The organism is Actimicrobium sp. CCC2.4, assembly GCF_034347385.1.
Lineage (GTDB): Bacteria > Pseudomonadota > Gammaproteobacteria > Burkholderiales > Burkholderiaceae_D > Actimicrobium.
The window spans coordinates 3,093,423-3,110,191 of the sequence record NZ_CP133777.1; the positions used below are offsets into that span (position 1 = coordinate 3,093,423).

The 16,769-nt window shown below is 61.0% G+C and carries 10 protein-coding genes; 5 read left to right on the plus strand and 5 right to left on the minus strand.

Translation table 11 applies throughout. The annotated features are described in order from the left end of the window. Window positions 1–39 precede the first annotated feature (39 nt). Entirely contained in the window at window positions 40–960 is a 921-nt protein-coding gene (locus RHM62_RS14225) for a LysR family transcriptional regulator (RefSeq protein WP_322125416.1), read from the minus strand. A 100-nt stretch (window positions 961–1,060) separates the two neighbouring features. Between RHM62_RS14225 and metE the strand changes: the two genes are divergently transcribed. Next, complete coding sequence (gene metE / locus RHM62_RS14230) at window positions 1,061–3,334, plus strand: 5-methyltetrahydropteroyltriglutamate--homocysteine S-methyltransferase (protein ID WP_322122736.1); 2,274 nt, start codon at window positions 1,061–1,063, stop codon at window positions 3,332–3,334. 7 nt (window positions 3,335–3,341) lie between these two features. On the opposite strand, the gene RHM62_RS14235 is transcribed toward metE, so the two are convergent. Beyond that, window positions 3,342–4,187, minus strand: a complete 846-nt coding sequence (locus RHM62_RS14235) for an SEL1-like repeat protein (RefSeq protein WP_322122737.1) — start codon at window positions 4,185–4,187, stop codon at window positions 3,342–3,344. Window positions 4,188–4,290: 103 nt separating this feature from the next. Further along, on the minus strand, window positions 4,291–6,027 hold the full coding sequence (locus tag RHM62_RS14240) for a methyl-accepting chemotaxis protein (RefSeq protein WP_322122738.1): 1,737 nt from the start codon (window positions 6,025–6,027) through the stop codon (window positions 4,291–4,293). A 407-nt stretch (window positions 6,028–6,434) separates the two neighbouring features. Between RHM62_RS14240 and RHM62_RS14245 the strand changes: the two genes are divergently transcribed. Further along, on the plus strand, window positions 6,435–8,144 hold the full coding sequence (locus tag RHM62_RS14245; protein WP_322122739.1) for a methyl-accepting chemotaxis protein: 1,710 nt from the start codon (window positions 6,435–6,437) through the stop codon (window positions 8,142–8,144). 51 nt (window positions 8,145–8,195) lie between these two features. Here RHM62_RS14245 and RHM62_RS14250 read toward each other — a convergent pair whose 3' ends face one another. Beyond that, window positions 8,196–10,820 carry a chemotaxis protein CheW gene (locus RHM62_RS14250; RefSeq protein WP_322122740.1) on the minus strand — a complete coding sequence of 875 codons (2,625 nt, stop codon included), beginning with the start codon at window positions 10,818–10,820 and terminating at the stop codon, window positions 8,196–8,198. 305 nt (window positions 10,821–11,125) lie between these two features. Here RHM62_RS14250 and RHM62_RS14255 point away from each other — a divergent pair, with 305 nt between their 5' ends. Further along, window positions 11,126–14,245 (plus strand): error-prone DNA polymerase, encoded by a 3,120-nt coding sequence (locus tag RHM62_RS14255; RefSeq protein ID WP_322122741.1) that lies wholly within the window; start codon window positions 11,126–11,128, stop codon window positions 14,243–14,245. Between the two features lie 124 nt (window positions 14,246–14,369). Beyond that, window positions 14,370–15,041, plus strand: a complete 672-nt coding sequence (locus RHM62_RS14260) for a carboxymuconolactone decarboxylase family protein (RefSeq protein ID WP_322122742.1) — start codon at window positions 14,370–14,372, stop codon at window positions 15,039–15,041. 132 nt (window positions 15,042–15,173) lie between these two features. Here RHM62_RS14260 and hpaR read toward each other — a convergent pair whose 3' ends face one another. After that, window positions 15,174–15,680, minus strand: a complete 507-nt coding sequence (hpaR, locus tag RHM62_RS14265; protein WP_322122743.1) for a homoprotocatechuate degradation operon regulator HpaR — start codon at window positions 15,678–15,680, stop codon at window positions 15,174–15,176. Between the two features lie 137 nt (window positions 15,681–15,817). On the opposite strand from hpaR, the gene RHM62_RS14270 reads away from it, so the two are divergent. Beyond that, a complete protein-coding gene (locus RHM62_RS14270; RefSeq protein WP_322122744.1) occupies window positions 15,818–16,759 on the plus strand; it encodes a bestrophin family protein in 942 nt (313 codons plus the stop codon). Window positions 16,760–16,769: the final 10 nt, after the last annotated feature.

Consider the following 16,769-nt stretch of genomic DNA (forward strand, 5'->3'; position numbering starts at 1 on the left):
GCTAACGCGTATCCGGGTAGCCCTGCCATTCAATGCCGCCTACAACAACGCCACCCCCTCCAAACTCAAATAACAGCTCTCCCGCGTCGTCCTGACAAAATCCGCCAGATACGGCCGCGCCGACAGCTCCGGCAAGCAGGCCGCATACAAGCGCCCGGTCAGCCCCTGCGGGGTGATCGGGCGGGACAGCACGTAGTCGCGTTTTAAGTAGTTTTGTGCCGCCCAGATCGGTAGCGTCGCGATACCGCGCCGGCTGGCGACCAGTTGCAGCATCGCTACGGTCAACTCGGTGGTGCGCCGATCGGTGTCGATGCCGGCCGGTTTCATCACTTGCCGGACCACGTCGAGCATGTCGTCCGGCACCGGATAAGTGATCAGCGTGTCGGTCGCAAAATCGGCGGCCACCAGATACGGCCGCCCGGACAGCGGATGCTCGTGCGCCAGCAGCGCGACGATCTCGAAACTGAACAGCGGGTGGTAATCGACGGTTTCGGCGGGATCAGTCTCGGCGACGATCGCGATGTCGGCGCGATGGCCGTACAGCAAGCCGACCGGGTCGGCATGGAAGCCGGAAACGATGTCGAGCTCGACTTCCGGCCAGCGCGAGCGGAACACATCCATCGCCGGCATCAGCCAGTCAAAACAGGTGTGGCATTCGACGGCGATGCGCAGTTGGCCGGCGGTGCCCTGCGCCATCCGGACCAGGTCGCGCGCGGCGCCATCCATGTGCGGCAAGACCACGTCGGCCAGTTTGAGCAGGCGCTCGCCGGCCGGCGTGAAGCGTACCGGCTGCGATTTACGCTCGAATAGTGCGCTGCCGTGATGGTCTTCGAGCTGGCGCAACTGGTGTGATAGCGCCGACTGGGTCAGGTTGAGCAAGGCGGCAGCGCGCAACAGGCTGCCGGCTTCGCGCAGGGCGATCAGGGTTTTCAGGTGGCGTATTTCGAGGATGGATTGCATATGAATTTGGCTCATGTTGATCGGTACATTTTAGCGTTTGAATCATACGGCAAGTCCGGTCACCATGGCTCTCCCTGATTAACCGCACACGGAGTACTGCATGGCCCTCGCTCACACCCTTGGATTTCCCCGCATAGGCGCACAGCGCGAACTGAAATTCGCGCTCGAATCCTTTTGGCGCAACGACAGCACGGAGGCGCAATTGCGCCAGAGCGGCCGCGATCTGCGCCAGCGCCACTGGCAGCAACAGGCCGATGCCGGGATGGACCTGGTCACGGTCGGCGATTTCGCCTGGTACGACCAGGTTCTCGGCACGCTGGCACTGCTGGGCGCGATCCCGTCGCGCTTCGGCATCGTACCGACGACGCTGACCTTGTCGCAGTACTTCACGATGGCGCGCGGCGACCAGACGCATTTTGCGATGGAGATGACAAAATGGTTTGACACGAACTACCACTATCTGGTGCCGGAATGGACTGCCGACACGCGCTTCGATGGCGGTGTCGACTGGCTGTTCGAGGAAGTCGCCGAAGCGCGCGCTGCCGGTCATCGGGTCAAGGTCGCACTGATCGGTCCGCTAACGCTGCTCCATCGCGGCAAGGTCAAGTCCGGACTCGACCATCCGCTCGACCTGTTGCCGGCAGCGATTGCCGGTTACCAGGCACTGCTGACGCGACTGCAATATGCCGGCGTCGACTGGGTGCAGATCGATGAACCGATTCTGGCGCTGGACCTCGATGCACGCTGGTGCGCCGCGTTCGAACCGACCTATGCGGCACTCGCCGTCGATGCGCCTCCTCTCCTGCTGGCAACCTACTTCGATGACGTGCTCCGGCACGCAACATTGCTGCGACGCCTGCCGGTGGCCGGCGTGCATCTGGACCTGGTGCGCGCACCACAGCAACTCGATGCGTTGCTGGCCGACTGGCCGGCCGGCCGCGTGCTATCAGCCGGTATCGTCGATGGTCGCAACATCTGGCGCTGCGATCTCGATGCGGCGCTGGTGCGCTTGCAAGCGTTGCAGACGCGGCTCGGCGACAAGCTGTGGATTGCACCTAGCTGTTCGCTGCTGCATGTGCCGGTCGACCTGGCGCAGGAAGACAAACTCGATCCGGAACTGCGCGGCTGGCTCGCCTTCGCCGTCCAGAAACTCGATGAAGTCGCGCTGCTCAAGCAGGCACTGGCAGGCAACATCGGCGCGGCATTCGACAGCGCCCGCGCCGCACAACGCGGCCGGGCCAGTTCGCCGCGCATCCACAATGCCGCCGTCCAGAAGCGCCTGGGCAAGGTCACCGCTGCGCTGGCCGAACGCACGGCACCCTTCGCGACCCGCATCGCGATCCAGCAGGAACGCTGGCAGTTACCGCCCTTCCCGACCACGACCATCGGCTCGTTCCCGCAAACCACCTCAATCCGCCAAACCCGCGCCGCCTACAAGCGTGCCGAGATCACCCATCTGGATTACCTGGAACAGATGCGTGCCGAAATCCGCCATGTCGTCGCGCAGCAGGAACAGCTCGGGCTCGACGTGCTGGTGCATGGCGAAGCCGAACGCAATGACATGGTCGAATATTTTGGCGAACAGCTGTGGGGCTATGCCTTCACCGCCAATGGTTGGGTCCAGAGCTATGGCTCGCGCTGCGTCAAGCCGCCGCTGATTTATGGCGATGTCTGCCGTCCGGAAGCCATGACGGTCGGCTGGAGTCGCTATGCCCAGAGCCTGACCGACAAGCCAATGAAAGGCATGCTGACGGGACCGGTGACGATGCTGCAATGGTCGTTCGTGCGCGATGACCAGCCGCGCGCGACGACGACGCTGCAAATTGCGCTGGCATTGCGCGATGAAGTGGGCGACCTCGAACAGGCCGGCATCGGCATGATCCAGATTGACGAGCCGGCCTTGCGCGAAGGCTTGCCGCTGAAGGCACGCGACTGGCCGGCCTACCTCGACCAAGCGGTGCGGGCATTTCGCATCAGCGCCGCCGGCGTGGCCGACCAGACGCAGATCCACACGCACATGTGCTATGCCGAATTCAACGACATCCTGCCGTGGATCGCGGCGATGGATGCCGATGTCATCACGATAGAAACCTCGCGTTCGGACATGGAATTGCTGGATGGATTCGGGAAATTTTCCTACCCGAACGATATCGGACCGGGGGTCTATGACATCCACGCACCGCGCATTCCGCAAGTGGCCGAGATGACGCGGCTGTTGCGCAAGGCACGTGGCGTAATCCCGGACGCGCGGCTGTGGGTCAATCCGGATTGTGGATTGAAGACGCGCGGCTGGCCGGAGACATTGGAAGCCTTGGGCAACATGGTGCAGGCGGCGCGGGTGCTGCGGGCGGAAGTGCTGCTGGAAGCAAACTAGCCGCGACTCAAAAAGCTGCCGCCTTTTTGAGTGCGGCGGTGGCCGGCTTGTGTCCCTGCTCGGCAGCGCGATGCATCCAGGTATCGGCCTCGATCGGATTACGCGCTTGGCCCTTGCCGGTCTGCAGCATCACGGCCAGCGCGTACTGCGCATCGGCGTCCCCGTGCCCGGCTGCTTGCCGGAACAGTACGGCCGCCTTGTCCAGATCGCGTGGCACGCCCTGCCCGGCCTCGAACATCCAGCCCAGCCGCGATTGCGAGCGTACATCGCCGGCCTGCGCGAGGCGCGTCAGGATCGCGGCTGCATCGGCGTACTTGCCGGACGCATGCAGCGTTTCGGCTTGCTGGAAATCGGTATCGCGCTGAGTGTTGACGACGCCCCGGCGCAGCGCCAGGCGCGCTGCCGCATCGCTATCGCCCTGCTCTGCAGCAGCGGTGAACCATTGATCAGAGCGGGCATCGTCTTTCGGCACTTTCACACCGGTGGCATACAGCAAACCCAAGCGGTACTGGGCCCGGCTGCTACCGGCTTCGGCGGCGGTTTCATAGTGACGCAGGGCCGACGCCATGTCGGGGGTTACGCCCAATCCATCCTCATCGAGAATCCCGAGATTGAAATTAGCTTCGGCATTGCCCCGCTGCGCCAGTGCTTCCCAGATCGCGCGGGCATTGTCGTAATGCGCCATCTTGAATTCCGCGTAGCCCTTGTAGTTGCCAATGACGGGGTTACGGACAATCTCGGCGAGGTCGGGCGCGTCGGCATGGGCGCGTGGCCCGGCAAGAGTCAGCAGAATCAGCAGAATCAGCAAACAAGCGGCGGGGAAAAAACGGCAGCGTTCGGCGGGACGGGGCATTGTGGTCCTTGTTCAGAGGAAAAATTTATGAACACGATCATAAAGGGTTCTTTTGGTAACCACATCCCGACGAACTCGCACAATGCCAGTGCGGCACGATTTATTAAAACTCTTCCCATTCACCACCCGCAGCAGCCACCGGTGCCGGGGCGATTTTTCTGGTCACCGCAGCGGTACGGGAAGCAGGTGCTGTCCGGGCAAGCACAGAAGGTTTTTTGACCTGGCTTTGTTTGCCTGCGGCGGAAGCGGCTGGCAGGCGCGTCATCGCCATGCCGGCCATACCCTGGTTGTCCAGCTTGAACGCGCTGACCGTATGTGCCAGATTGCCGGATTGGTCCTGCAGGGACTCGGCAGCAGCTGCAGCCTGCTCGACCAGGGCGGCATTTTGCTGGGTGACTTCGTCCATCTGGCTGATGGCCTGATTGACTTGTTCAATGCCCGCAGTTTGCTCTTCGCTAGCAGCGGCGATCTCGCTGATGATGTCGGTCACACGCCGCACGCTATCAACGATTTCACTCATCGAGGCGCCGGCCTGGTCAACCAGCTTGGTGCCGGCATCGACTTTTTCGACCGAATCATTGATCAAGCCTTTGATGTCTTTTGCTGCCGCCGCCGAACGCTGGGCCAGGCTGCGCACCTCGCTGGCGACGACCGCAAACCCGCGCCCCTGCTCGCCGGCACGGGCCGCTTCGACCGCCGCGTTCAAGGCCAGGATATTGGTCTGGAAAGCAATCCCGTCGATGACGCCGATGATGTCGGCAATCTTTTTGGCCGATTCGTTGATGGACCCCATCGTACTGACCACCTGCGACACAACTGCGCCGCCCTTGACCGCCACTTCGGAGGCGGACGAAGCCAGCTTGTTGGCCTGGCGCGCATTGTCGGCGTTTTGCTTGGACGTGCCGGTCAGCTCTTCCATCGATGACGCGGTTTCTTCGAGCGAACTGGCTTGCTGCTCGGTGCGGGAAGACAAGTCCATGTTGCCGGCCGCAATCTCGGCGGACGCAGTCGCGATGGTATCGGTCCCCTGACGCACCTGGCCGACTATCCCGGTCAGGCTATCGTTCATGTCTTTTAACGCATTGAGCAACTGGCCGGTCTCATCGTTTGATGTCACCACGATCCGGCTGGTCAGATCACCGGCAGCAACGCGCTTAGCAATATCAACAGCAGCAGTCAACGGTCCGGTAATCGACATGTTGATGCGCCAGCCAAGCAGTGTCCCCGCTACCAGCGAAAAGGCGCTGATGATCAGCAGCGTCCAGACGGCCGTTTGCGATGCCGTTTTTGCTTCGTTCGCGGCAGCCCCGGTTTCCTCCTTCAGTGATTTTCCAAACGCAACAATGTGAGCATGGACCTGTATCAGGACAGGCATGCAATCCTGCGTAATGGCCTTGATAGCCAACTCGGTTTTTTGAGTCGTTGCCAGGGTAACGACGTTATTGGCAATGGGCAGATAGATGGCTTCGAGTGCCCGCAGTTTCTCGAGCATCTGGCGACTTTTATCGCTGGTAATCGCAGGATCTTTCATCAGTTCGCTCAACCGGATAAAGCCCTTGTTGATGTCGCTCTGGCTTTCTTTGACCAATGTCACATCGGCTTGCTGTTTGGACGGATCAGGCAGCAGCGCAAGGTTACGGGCCGCGATGGCGCGCTGGCCTATGGCAGAGTCAATCTCGTTGAGCGCATCGATGCGGGTATTCCCTACATCAAGGATGAAGCTCAAACGATCAGACAGTCCGCCGATCTGGTGCAGGCCCACGCCGGTGACAATCAACTGCAGCAACAGCAAGGCAGCGAATGCGATCCCTAAACGGCTACCAATTTTCAAATTTTTCATTTTTAGCTATCCGGTAAATAAGCTGAGATGGCGTCTTAGTGAACCCCAGACGACCGCTTTGCTGCGTTAGCTCGATAGAAGAAATCAAATTTTTAGTGCTTTTTAGAAATTAAATAGTAACTTTTTGTATTTATTTATCAAACTAAATTTTTCGTCATGTTGTTTTAAATAAGCTTTTTTGACGCGGGCAAATGCGATAAGCAATCGCACTCCGGGACGACGAATAACTTAGGGCATCATTTTTTAGTTGACTGACCGAAACAAATAAACGCTGACTTTCAAGTAAAAATTCCAACTACTAAGTTTATTTCAGGCATCATTCTGTGCGATTTCGATAAAAGCCCGGCCCTCCCGCGCTGATACCAGCTGCCGCTCCCACACTGCAATTAGCCAACGAAAGAACGATCATGAAAAACTGGAAAATCGGCACCCGCCTGGGGCTGGGATTTTTAACGTTGTTGCTGCTGATGCTGATCATCACCGCCGTCGGGGTGCAGCAAATGCATGCGTTATCGGACCGGATCAGTTTCGTCACTGACGTGGGTGACGTCAGGGTCGCTACGCTCAACAGCGTCCAGTCAGCCATCGATCAGCGTGCCATCGCTGCGCGCAACCTGGCGCTGGTCGATGATCCGGTTGCCCAGAAGGTCGATGTCGACCTGGTCAAAAGCAGCCAGATCAAGGTTGACCAGGGACTGGCCTTGTTAGGAACGCTATTGAGCGATCAGGCCACCGCCACCGATGAAGATCGCCAGATGCTGGAAAAATTGCGGACATTGGAGGCACGCTACCTGCCAATAGCGAACAATATTGTGATGCTGGCCACAACCCAGAGAACCGCCGAGGCGGTCAAGAACATTACGCAGGAGTGCATGCCATTGCTGATTCAGGTCAGCGCCCATGTCATGGCATTCGAAAAAGTTCTGGCAACCGAAACCAGCGCCACTGCCGCTGCTGCAAAGGCCGCCGCTCAGAGCGCAAGAATGACCTTGATACTGATCAGTGCAGTAGCACTACTGATCGGCATCGCGCTGGCCTGGCACCTGACCCGCTCGATTACTGCCCCACTGAATGTTGCCGTCACGGTAGCCCGGCGCGTTGCCTCCGGTGATCTCACAAGCATCATCCATGTCGCCGCCAAAGACGAGACCGGACAGCTGATGCAGGCCCTGAAAGACATGAACGACAGCCTGGTCAAGATCGTCGGCGAAGTGCGGCACGGGACCGACACGATTGCAACGGCCTCCAGCGAAATCGCCGCCGGCAACCTGGATCTGTCGACCCGCACCGAACAGCAAGCCAGCTCACTCGAAGAAACCGCCTCGTCGATGGAAGAACTGACCAGTACCGTCAAGCAGAATGCCGACAATGCCCGCCAGGCCAACCAGCTCGCGGTGAGCGCGTCGCAGGTGGCGCTCAAAGGTCGCGAGGTCGTGGAACAGGTCGTCGATACGATGGGATCGATCAATACGTCGGCACGCAAGATCGTCGACATCATCGGCGTCATCGACGGCATTGCGTTCCAGACCAACATCCTGGCCTTGAATGCGGCCGTCGAAGCGGCACGTGCCGGCGAACAAGGGCGCGGTTTTGCGGTGGTTGCCAGCGAAGTGCGCAGCCTGGCGCAACGTTCGGCCGCGGCAGCAAAAGAAATCAAGGGACTCATCACGGACTCGGTCGAGAAGGTCGATGCCGGGGCAAAGCTGGTCGACCAGGCGGGTGGCACGATGACCGACATCGTCACCAGTGTGCGTCGCGTCACTGATGTCATCAGTGAGATTTCAGCAGCCAGCCAGGAACAGACGACTGGCATCGAGCAGATCAACATGGCCATCACACAAATGGATGAGGTCACGCAGCAAAATGCCGCGCTGGTCGAACAAGCCGCAGCAGCGGCCGATTCGCTGCGCGAGCAAGCCGGTCAACTGACACAAGTCATCAGCATCTTCAAGCTGGATGCGCGCAGTGTGATCACCGCGGTACCATCCCGGGTGGCAAAGCCGATGGCCGCGCCCGCTCCAACGCGCCGCACTTTATCCGGGACGAAGGCGGCTCCCCGGCGAATCGCTGCAGCCGCACCGGCAGCGAAAAATGACAATGACTGGGAAGAGTTCTGATCCTGCCGCGCTGATTGCGCAGGCGCGCGGAGCCAACAGCGGTCCGCGATGTCAACTACTCCTGGCATGACAACGACTCCCGTCAGCCAGCGCAAACACATTCGACGGTGCCGCCGGTGTGCTGTCAGCCGGCGCCATCAGCAAGCCGAACAGATAGGGCACGTCAAGCACCTGGATCAGCAGCTTGCCCTCGTTGGCCTGAATGACCTGCTGCACCAGCAAACCATTGCCATTGACATGGCCACCCATCGGCGTGTCGGCAACCTGCCTCTGATCGACCCGCCCGACACCATGCAACTGGTCGACCAGCAGACCGATCGAACGCTTGCCGGAACGCAGCACCACGACCTGGCTACGGCTGTCGCGCCGGCTCGGTGTGCCTGACAGGACCGCCCCGAGGTCAAAGACCCAGACAAAATCATCGGCCATGCCCGGCTGGCTGCCGGCAATCGGGATGATGCCGATGCACCCGCTGCCATCGCCAACACCGATCGAGATCGATGTCACGCTGCTCGCGGGCAGCGCTTCCCGGACCAGCTCGGCACCGATGGCCAGCAGCGCCGGTCCGACAAAAAATGTTGCCAGCTCCGGCCCTGCGGCCTCGCCACCGGCCGGTGCGAACAGGGCGACGGTGTCGATCCCGCCGGTTCCCTGTGCGCTCACGTCGCCGACTGCTGACAGGACAACGGCAATCACATCGGAACGGTAGCCATCGCTAACCTTGAACTCGCGGTAACCATGCGACACCGTGCAGCCCAGCAGCGCATAGCGACCCTGATCGATGACGACGCGTGAAGCGCTGGCGCCGTTCTCCAGCGCGAGCAGATGGCTGTCGATGGCCAGCGTGCTGCCGACCGGCCGGGCCGGATCGGTGCTGGCGATGATGGTGCCGCGCCGGTCCACAAAAAACGCCTGCGTGGCGGGCTTGTCGCCGATGCCGCCGCGCAGCATCGCCGCAAATTCCGGTGCGGCGTCGAACACGATGCCGATGCCGCCTATGACTTGCGATGGCTGTCCGGGATGACGGATCGCCGCGTGATAAACGTAGGTTGGCAGCTCGCCATACAGTGCCGACGAGGCAAATGGCGAGACGTGATAATCCTGCGCACTGCGCAATCCGAGCACCTGCTGCAGCGTCGCCGCATCGACCTCCGTGCCGATGCCGGGCCCGGTACCGGCCAGTATCCGGCCGCTGCGGTCGTACACGAACAGGCAGGCATACACGGTGTAGAGCCCATTGATGGTCGTGAGGATGTGCGTCATCGCCGCGAGCTCCTGCGCGCCCGGTTGAGGCATCGCCAGCAGGCGCTGCAGGTCCGGCGACAGCGCCCACCAGCGGCAATCATTGGCGCGCTCGTACAAGTTGCGGTCGAGCAGATCGACCAGCAAGTGCGTGACGTATCCGGCGTCGCGCAGACCGGCCGCCAGCACGGTATCGAACAGGCTGCGAATCGATTCGGCGAACAGCGCATTGCTGCGCGCACCGGTCTCGCTGATCTGTTCGAGCACCGTCTTCAGGCTGGTCGATCCAGCCCCCTGCCCGCTGACGACCTGACCATTCCAGACCACCCGGCGTATCGTCCCGGCGGTGCTATCGGCCGCGCCCATGATGTCGAACAAGGCAGGACAAAACGCGCGCGCATGCGCCAGCAAGCCATTTGCCATGCCGGCATCCAGTCCTGCCAGCAAGCTATCCTGCGCGCCACCAAATGCGATATCGAGTGGAATCATCACCTGGCCCTGCCAGCCCTGCGGCCCCGGATAGCCCTGATAACCGGCCGAACCGGTGGTGCAGACCAGGTATTCGCGACCACCCGACATCATCATGCGGGGCGTGCTGTCATGGCTCACGGGAACCCGCGTACCGAGCGGCATCCAGGCCGGATCGGCGCTGGCGATGACGTTGCCGCCGGCATCGAGCAACAGCATGGCCGAGCGTCCGGCCGGATCGCGATGGGTGGCGAATATCCGCGCCATCTCTTCTTCGAAGGCAAAGCACAGGCATAGCACGCCGACCACCGCGCCGGTATCGGGATGGCACAGCCGGCGCGAATAGATCAGCGCCTCGCGCTTGCCGGGACACAGGTCGCTGGCGCGGAAGGTTTCGACGTAGGTATCACTGGCCAGCGACTGCGCAATCAGTGCATCGTCACTGCGGCTCACCGGCAGCGACTGGTCGAGCTGGACCAGCACTTGCCCGGCCAGGTCAAGCACGATGATCTGGTCGTAGACGGTGTACTTGTCGCGGTAGGCGCGCAGTCGCCGGCGCGTCGCCGCAATGTCGGCATCAAGGCCGGCGGCGAACGCGCACAGTGCGCCATCGGTCGCCAGAAAGCCCACATCGGCGGTGCGCTCGAACAGGTTGCGCACCACGATCTCGATCACGTAGGCCGACTTGGTTGCCAGCGCGGCATGCGCGTTGCGCAGCTTTTCACGCGCCAGATTGATGATCAGTTCCACCTCGAGCTGCTGAAAACGCGCACGGGTCGCGGCCATTATCGGCAGGATCGCGCCGGCCTCGCGCGGACAATTCATCCGCGCGGAAGACTCGATCAAGCGCCACATCAGGTTCAGTTCATGCAAGGCCTGCTCGCAGCGCGCGACATCGCGCATGTACGGCAGGAAGGCATCCACCGGGAAAGAAGGCGTGGCTAATTTAGGCGTATTGACAGGCATGACTGGCTCGCACGGGTTGGTATCCGATCATCAGAAAGCAGACGACTTTGCAGCGCCTGAATCTACTTTTGGTAACTATTAAGTAACTGACTATAAGCGGGCGAAATACCGTGCAGCAAGATAAAAAGTGCCTCCAAGAAAATTATTTGAATGACTTGGTGAAACGCCCCGACCGGCACCAAACCGGGGCGCGGTTGACCGCCCGCCTGCGCGATAACAGTGCACAGCAATGCGCCGCCACCCGAATTCCCGCGCGTTACAAAACCTTGCTTCGCCACTGTTTTTATATACAGTACTATTAGCCAATGTCACAGCAACTCCCTCCCTACGCCGAACTCCACTGCCTGTCGAACTACACGTTCCTGCGCGGTGCCTCGCATCCCGAAGAACTGATCGAACGCGCCGCCGGCCTCGGCTATGCGGCGTTGGCCATCACCGACGAGTGCTCGCTCGCCGGTGTCGTGCGCGCGCACATCGAAGCTAAAAAACACGGGCTGGCACTGCTGATCGGCACCGAAGTCACGCTGCGCTGCGGCATGAAATTGCTGCTGCTGGCGACCAACCGACACGGCTACGGCAATCTGTCGCAACTGATCACGAATGGCCGGCGACGCGCCGACAAGGGTTGCTACCAGCTTTCCATCGATGATTTCGTCACGCCGGAATTGGCCGGCCTGGCCGATTGCCTGGCGATCCTGTTGCCCGAACGCGCGCACGGCGACGACCAGCGGCAACAGCAGGCGCAATGGCTCGCGCATGTTTTCGAGGCACGCGCCTGGATCGCCGTCGAACTGTTGCACCGTCTTGATGATGATGTCTGGTTGCAACGCCTGGCTATGTTGTCGCAGCAAACCGGCCTGCCGCTGGTGGCCAGTGGCGATGTCCACATGCATCTGCGCTCGCGCAAACCGCTGCAGGACACGGTCACCGCAATCCGGCTCGGCAAGCCGATTGCCGAGTGCGGACTGGCCTTGCACCCCAATGCCGAGCAGCACCTGCGCTCGCGCTTGCGGCTGGCGCAACTGTATCCGCGCGCCCTGCTCGAACAGACGCTGGTGGTAGCGCAACGTTGCACGTTTTCGTTGGATGAACTGCGTTATGAATATCCGCTCGAAATCGTCCCGGCCGGTGCCACGCTGGACGGACACCTGCGCAGCCTGACCTACGAAGGCGCGGCGCGCCGCTTCATCGCCGGTATCCCGGCCAAGGTGCAGGAACAGATCGAACATGAGCTCGCACTGATCCACGACCTGGCCTATGAACCCTACTTCCTCACCGTGCATGACATCGTGCGCTTTGCCCGCAGCCGGGACATCCTGTGCCAGGGACGCGGTTCGGCGGCCAATTCGGTGGTCTGTTATTGCCTCGGGATTACCGAGGTGGATCCGGAACGCATGTCGATGCTGTTCGAGCGCTTCATCTCGAAAGAGCGCAACGAGCCGCCCGATATCGATGTCGATTTCGAGCATCAGCGGCGCGAAGAAGTGATCCAGTACATCTATCGCAAATACGGCCGCCATCGCGCCGCGCTGACCGGTGTACACATCACCTACCGGCCGCGCTCGGCGCTCAAGGATGTCGGCAAGGCGCTCGGCATCGACTTCGACCAGATCAACCGGCTGTCGCACTCGCATCAATGGTGGGAAGACGGCCAGGTCAGTGACGAACGGCTACGCGAAAGCGGCTTCGATCCCGACGCGTCGCTGGTCCAGAAGCTGCTGGAACTGACCCGCACGCTGGTCGGTTTTCCGCGCCATCTGTCGCAGCATCCGGGCGGCTTCGTGATCGCACGCGACAACCTGGCGCGACTGGTGCCGATCGAAAATGCGGCGATGCCGGAGCGCAGCATGATCGAGTGGGACAAGAACGACCTCGATGCGCTCGGCATTCTGAAGATCGACGTGCTGGCGCTGGGCATGTTGTCGGCGATCCGGCGCGCGCTCGACCTGATCGGCCTGCGTCGTGGCGATATCTTCACGATGCAGGATGTGCCGGCCGAAGATCCGGCCACCTACGACATGATTTGTGCGGCCGATACGGTCGGTGTGTTCCAGATCGAATCGCGTGCACAGATGTCGATGCTGCCGCGCCTGCGCCCCGAGAAGTTTTATCACCTCGTGATCGAAGTGGCGATCGTGCGGCCGGGGCCGATTCAGGGCGGTATGGTGCATCCGTATCTGCGCCGGCGGCAGGGACTGGAGCAAGCCACTTATGCCAATGCCGACATGAAGCTGGCGCTGGAACGCACGCTAGGCGTGCCGATTTTTCAGGAACAGGTGATGCAGGTGGTCATGCTGGCGGCCGGTTTTACGCCGGGCCAGGCCGATGATTTGCGGCGCTCGATGGCGGCCTGGAAGCGCAAGGGCGGGCTGCAAAAATTCCGCGAACCGGTCATCGAAGGCATGCTCGCGCGGGGCTATACGCTGGAATTTGCCGAGGGGCTGTTCAGCCAGATCGAAGGCTTCGGCGAATACGGTTTTCCGGAGTCGCATGCGGCCAGTTTTGCGCTGCTGGTATATGTCTCGGCCTGGATCAAGCGGCATGAACCGGCGGCTTTTCTGGCGGCGCTGCTGAACTCGCAACCGATGGGATTTTACGGTCCTTCGCAGCTGGTGCAGGACGCCCGTCGCCATGGCGTGCGCGTGTTGCCGGTCGACGTGATGATCAGCGAAGTCGAGTGCACGCTGGAAGAACACGCCGCAGAACTGAACGCCGCGCAGCCCGATGTCCGGCTTGGCCTGTGCCTGGTACGCGGGCTGTCGGGCCAGGCCGCGCAGCGCGTGATCGAGGTACGCGCGATGCGTCCGTTCGACAGCGTCGACGACATGGCGCGCCGGGCCGAACTGGACCAGCACGACCTGAAAGCACTGGCCGCCGCCAACGCGCTATTTGCGCTGGCCGGACACCGTCGCCAAGCCAACTGGGAAGTCGCGGCCATGCTGCCGGTGACGCCGCTGCTGCGCCATGCACCGATCACTGAAGCCGCGCTGACCTTGCCGGCCGCCAGCGAGGGCCATGACATCGTCGCCGATTACCGCAGTACCGGACTGACACTGAACCGCCATCCGCTGGCCCTGCTTCGTCCCCGGCTGCGCAAAATGAAGTTATCGACCGCACTCGAACTGAAGGGCTATGGCAACGGCAAGCTGGTCCGCACCAGCGGGCTGGTGACGATGCGCCAGCGCCCCGGCACCGCCAAGGGCACGATGTTCATCACGCTAGAAGATGAAACCGGCGTCATCAACGTGATCCTCTGGAAACAGGTGCAGGAGCAGGACCGCTCCGCCATTCTGCAAGCGAGCCTGATGACGGTATATGGCGTCTGGCAATGCGTCGGCGAAGTGCGTCACCTGGTCGCCCGAAAAGTACTCGACGATTCCGCACTACTGGGGCAACTGCAGATCGAAAGTCGCAATTTCCATTGAACCGGCACGTTAGGATTTTGTGCAGGTCTCTGCTACTGTAGGCGGGATTTCTTCGAGGCAATAGCTCTTGTCTCGACGCACAATCATCACAATAAAAAACCCTTGCTATCCACGGAGAGAGACCATGTCCCGAACAACCCTGCCGCAGCGTTCGCTGCTCAATCGCACCTTCATCGCCTTACTGCTATGCGGTGCCGGTACAGTAGCTTTTGCCCAAACTGCAGTTGAGGTCAAGCCGAAGCGCTTCCCGCAATTGACGATGGAGAACCTGCCGCCGCAATCGATCCCGCTGGCCAAGGAGATCGTCGCGATATCCAGTGTCGGCCTGGCCGGTCCGTACAACGTGATGCTGCGCAGTCCGGTGTTTGCCGATCGCATGAAACGCTTGCTCGACTACCTGCGTTTCGAGACCTCGCTGCCGAAGCGGCTCAATGAATTTGCCATCCTGATCCAGGGTCGTTTGTGGACCTCGCAAGTGGAGTGGTACGCGCACTATCCGCTGGCACTGAAAGCCGGCTTGCCGGCCGCGGTAGCCGACGACCTGAAGGCCAATATCCGACCGCGCAACATGCAGCCCGATGAAGCCGCCGTGTACGACGTCAGCATGGCGATGAGCACCCGGCACGAGATCAGCGATGAATTATTCAACAGTGCCAAGGCCGCGCTCGGCGAACAGCAACTGGTCGACCTGATCGCCGTCAGCGGCACCTATGTCACGGTGGCGATGCTGTTGAGCCTGGGAGAAGAATCGTCGCCGGCAGATAAGCCGTTACCGTTTCCGGAAAAAGGTCGCTGAGCCGACGGACTTTCTCCGTGGGTGCGGTGCAATGCACTGCGGTCATTGCACCCCTCGCGGCACCAGTCGCTGCCCACGCCATCAACCCTCGGACTCCACGCCCGCCAGCCGCGACACGCCACAACAATCACCTCACCCGGCCACCTCTTTGACAGCCCGCCGCCGCGCCACCACCCGCGCCCGCGCCGGCAGGACAATGCGCTCGACCGGCTGGCTGTCTGCCGCAATGAAGGCTTCCAGCGCCATCGACAGATCGGCGAATAATTGCGAGCCCAGCGCGCGCTCGATCTCGCGGTATTGCGCCTCGACCAGCGGGGCCAGCTCGGCCATCAGCTGATCGCCTTTTTTGGCCAGCTGCACCAGCACGCGACGCTGGTCACCCTCGACCCGGCTGCGCCGCACCAGCTGCATGGTTTCCATACGCGCCAGTACGCCGGTCATGCTCGGACTCTGAATCTGGCATAAGGTGCAGATCTCACGTGGTTCGAGCGGGCCGTGTTCATCGAGCGACCGCAGGATGCGCCATTGCTGTTCGGTCAGGCCGAAATGGTTCAGGATGGGCCGGAAGTGCGCCATCAGGCAGTCGCGCGCTTTCAGGAAAACCTGTGGCAGGTTGCGATGGGCGATGCGTTTTTTCATCGTGTGCTCCGGATCCGGCGGTTAATAGCGATCATGAAATTTCTCATGACCTTGGCTTGACTCACTCACATCTTAGCAATTAATATCGCTCACCTCATTATCGCTCACATGTTAATGAATTCACCTGAAAGTCCATCATGATCATCAGAGACCGGCCGACCGGACTCACGCTCTTTCTGTTGCTGCGCGGTTCGGTCCTGCCGCGCATCCTGCCGACGCTGATCGTCAACATCGTCATCGCCACGCTGGTGACGGTGTCGCATGGCGATCTGTACACCTTGAAGATCACGCTGACCACCATCCCGTTCACACTGATCGGTTTGCCGATTGCGATCTTTCTGGGCTTTCGCAATAACGCCGCTTATGACCGCTTCTGGGAAGGCCGCAAACTGTGGGGCGAGCTGGTGCTGCGCTGTCGCAATCTGTCGCGCCAATGCCAGAGCCTGATCGACTATTCCGAACCGGCCGTGGCCAGTCTGGGTCTGTCGGACTTGCGGGTACGGATGATTTATCGTGCCATCGTTTTTTCGCATGCGTTGCGCGACTTGCTGCGCAATCAGCCGATGACCACCGAGCTGCAGACACTGCTGCTGCCAGACGAATGGACGCAACTGGCCAAAGCCGGCAACAAGCCGGACTTTCTGATGCTACGCATGGGACAGGACTTGCGCTTGAGCCTGAAGCAAGGCCGCATCGATCCCTGCCTGGCCGTCGCGATCGACACCACGCTGTCGGCGATGACGGCCGCATCGGCTTCGTGCGAACGCATCCGCAATACGCCGATCCCGTTCTCGTACACGCTGCTGCTGCATCGTACTGCTTATATTTATTGCTTCCTGCTGCCGTTCGGCCTGGTTGATTCGATCGGTTTCATGACGCCGTTCGTGGTCGCGGTGGTGGCCTATACTTTCTTCGGTCTCGATGCGCTCGGTGATGAAATCGAAGAACCGTTCGGCACCGAATCGAATGACTTGCCGCTCAATGCGATTTGCCGCGCCATTGAGATTGACTTGCGCGCGTCGCTGCAGGATGCGTTTGTTCCGCCACCGATAGTGCCGATTAATTTTTGTCTGACCTGATCCGGAGTCC

What these genes read in the sequence shown, in the direction of transcription:
- RHM62_RS14225 (WP_322125416.1), bottom strand. Translation starts at nt 960, where the DNA reads ATGCAATCCATCCTCGAAATACGCCACCTGAAAACCCTGATCGCCCTG.
- metE (WP_322122736.1), top strand. Translation starts at nt 1,061, where the DNA reads ATGGCCCTCGCTCACACCCTTGGATTTCCCCGCATAGGCGCACAGCGC.
- RHM62_RS14235 (WP_322122737.1), bottom strand. Translation starts at nt 4,187, where the DNA reads ATGCCCCGTCCCGCCGAACGCTGCCGTTTTTTCCCCGCCGCTTGTTTG.
- RHM62_RS14240 (WP_322122738.1), bottom strand. Translation starts at nt 6,027, where the DNA reads ATGAAAAATTTGAAAATTGGTAGCCGTTTAGGGATCGCATTCGCTGCC.
- RHM62_RS14245 (WP_322122739.1), top strand. Translation starts at nt 6,435, where the DNA reads ATGAAAAACTGGAAAATCGGCACCCGCCTGGGGCTGGGATTTTTAACG.
- RHM62_RS14250 (WP_322122740.1), bottom strand. Translation starts at nt 10,820, where the DNA reads ATGCCTGTCAATACGCCTAAATTAGCCACGCCTTCTTTCCCGGTGGAT.
- RHM62_RS14255 (WP_322122741.1), top strand. Translation starts at nt 11,126, where the DNA reads ATGTCACAGCAACTCCCTCCCTACGCCGAACTCCACTGCCTGTCGAAC.
- RHM62_RS14260 (WP_322122742.1), top strand. Translation starts at nt 14,370, where the DNA reads ATGTCCCGAACAACCCTGCCGCAGCGTTCGCTGCTCAATCGCACCTTC.
- hpaR (WP_322122743.1), bottom strand. Translation starts at nt 15,680, where the DNA reads ATGAAAAAACGCATCGCCCATCGCAACCTGCCACAGGTTTTCCTGAAA.
- RHM62_RS14270 (WP_322122744.1), top strand. Translation starts at nt 15,818, where the DNA reads ATGATCATCAGAGACCGGCCGACCGGACTCACGCTCTTTCTGTTGCTG.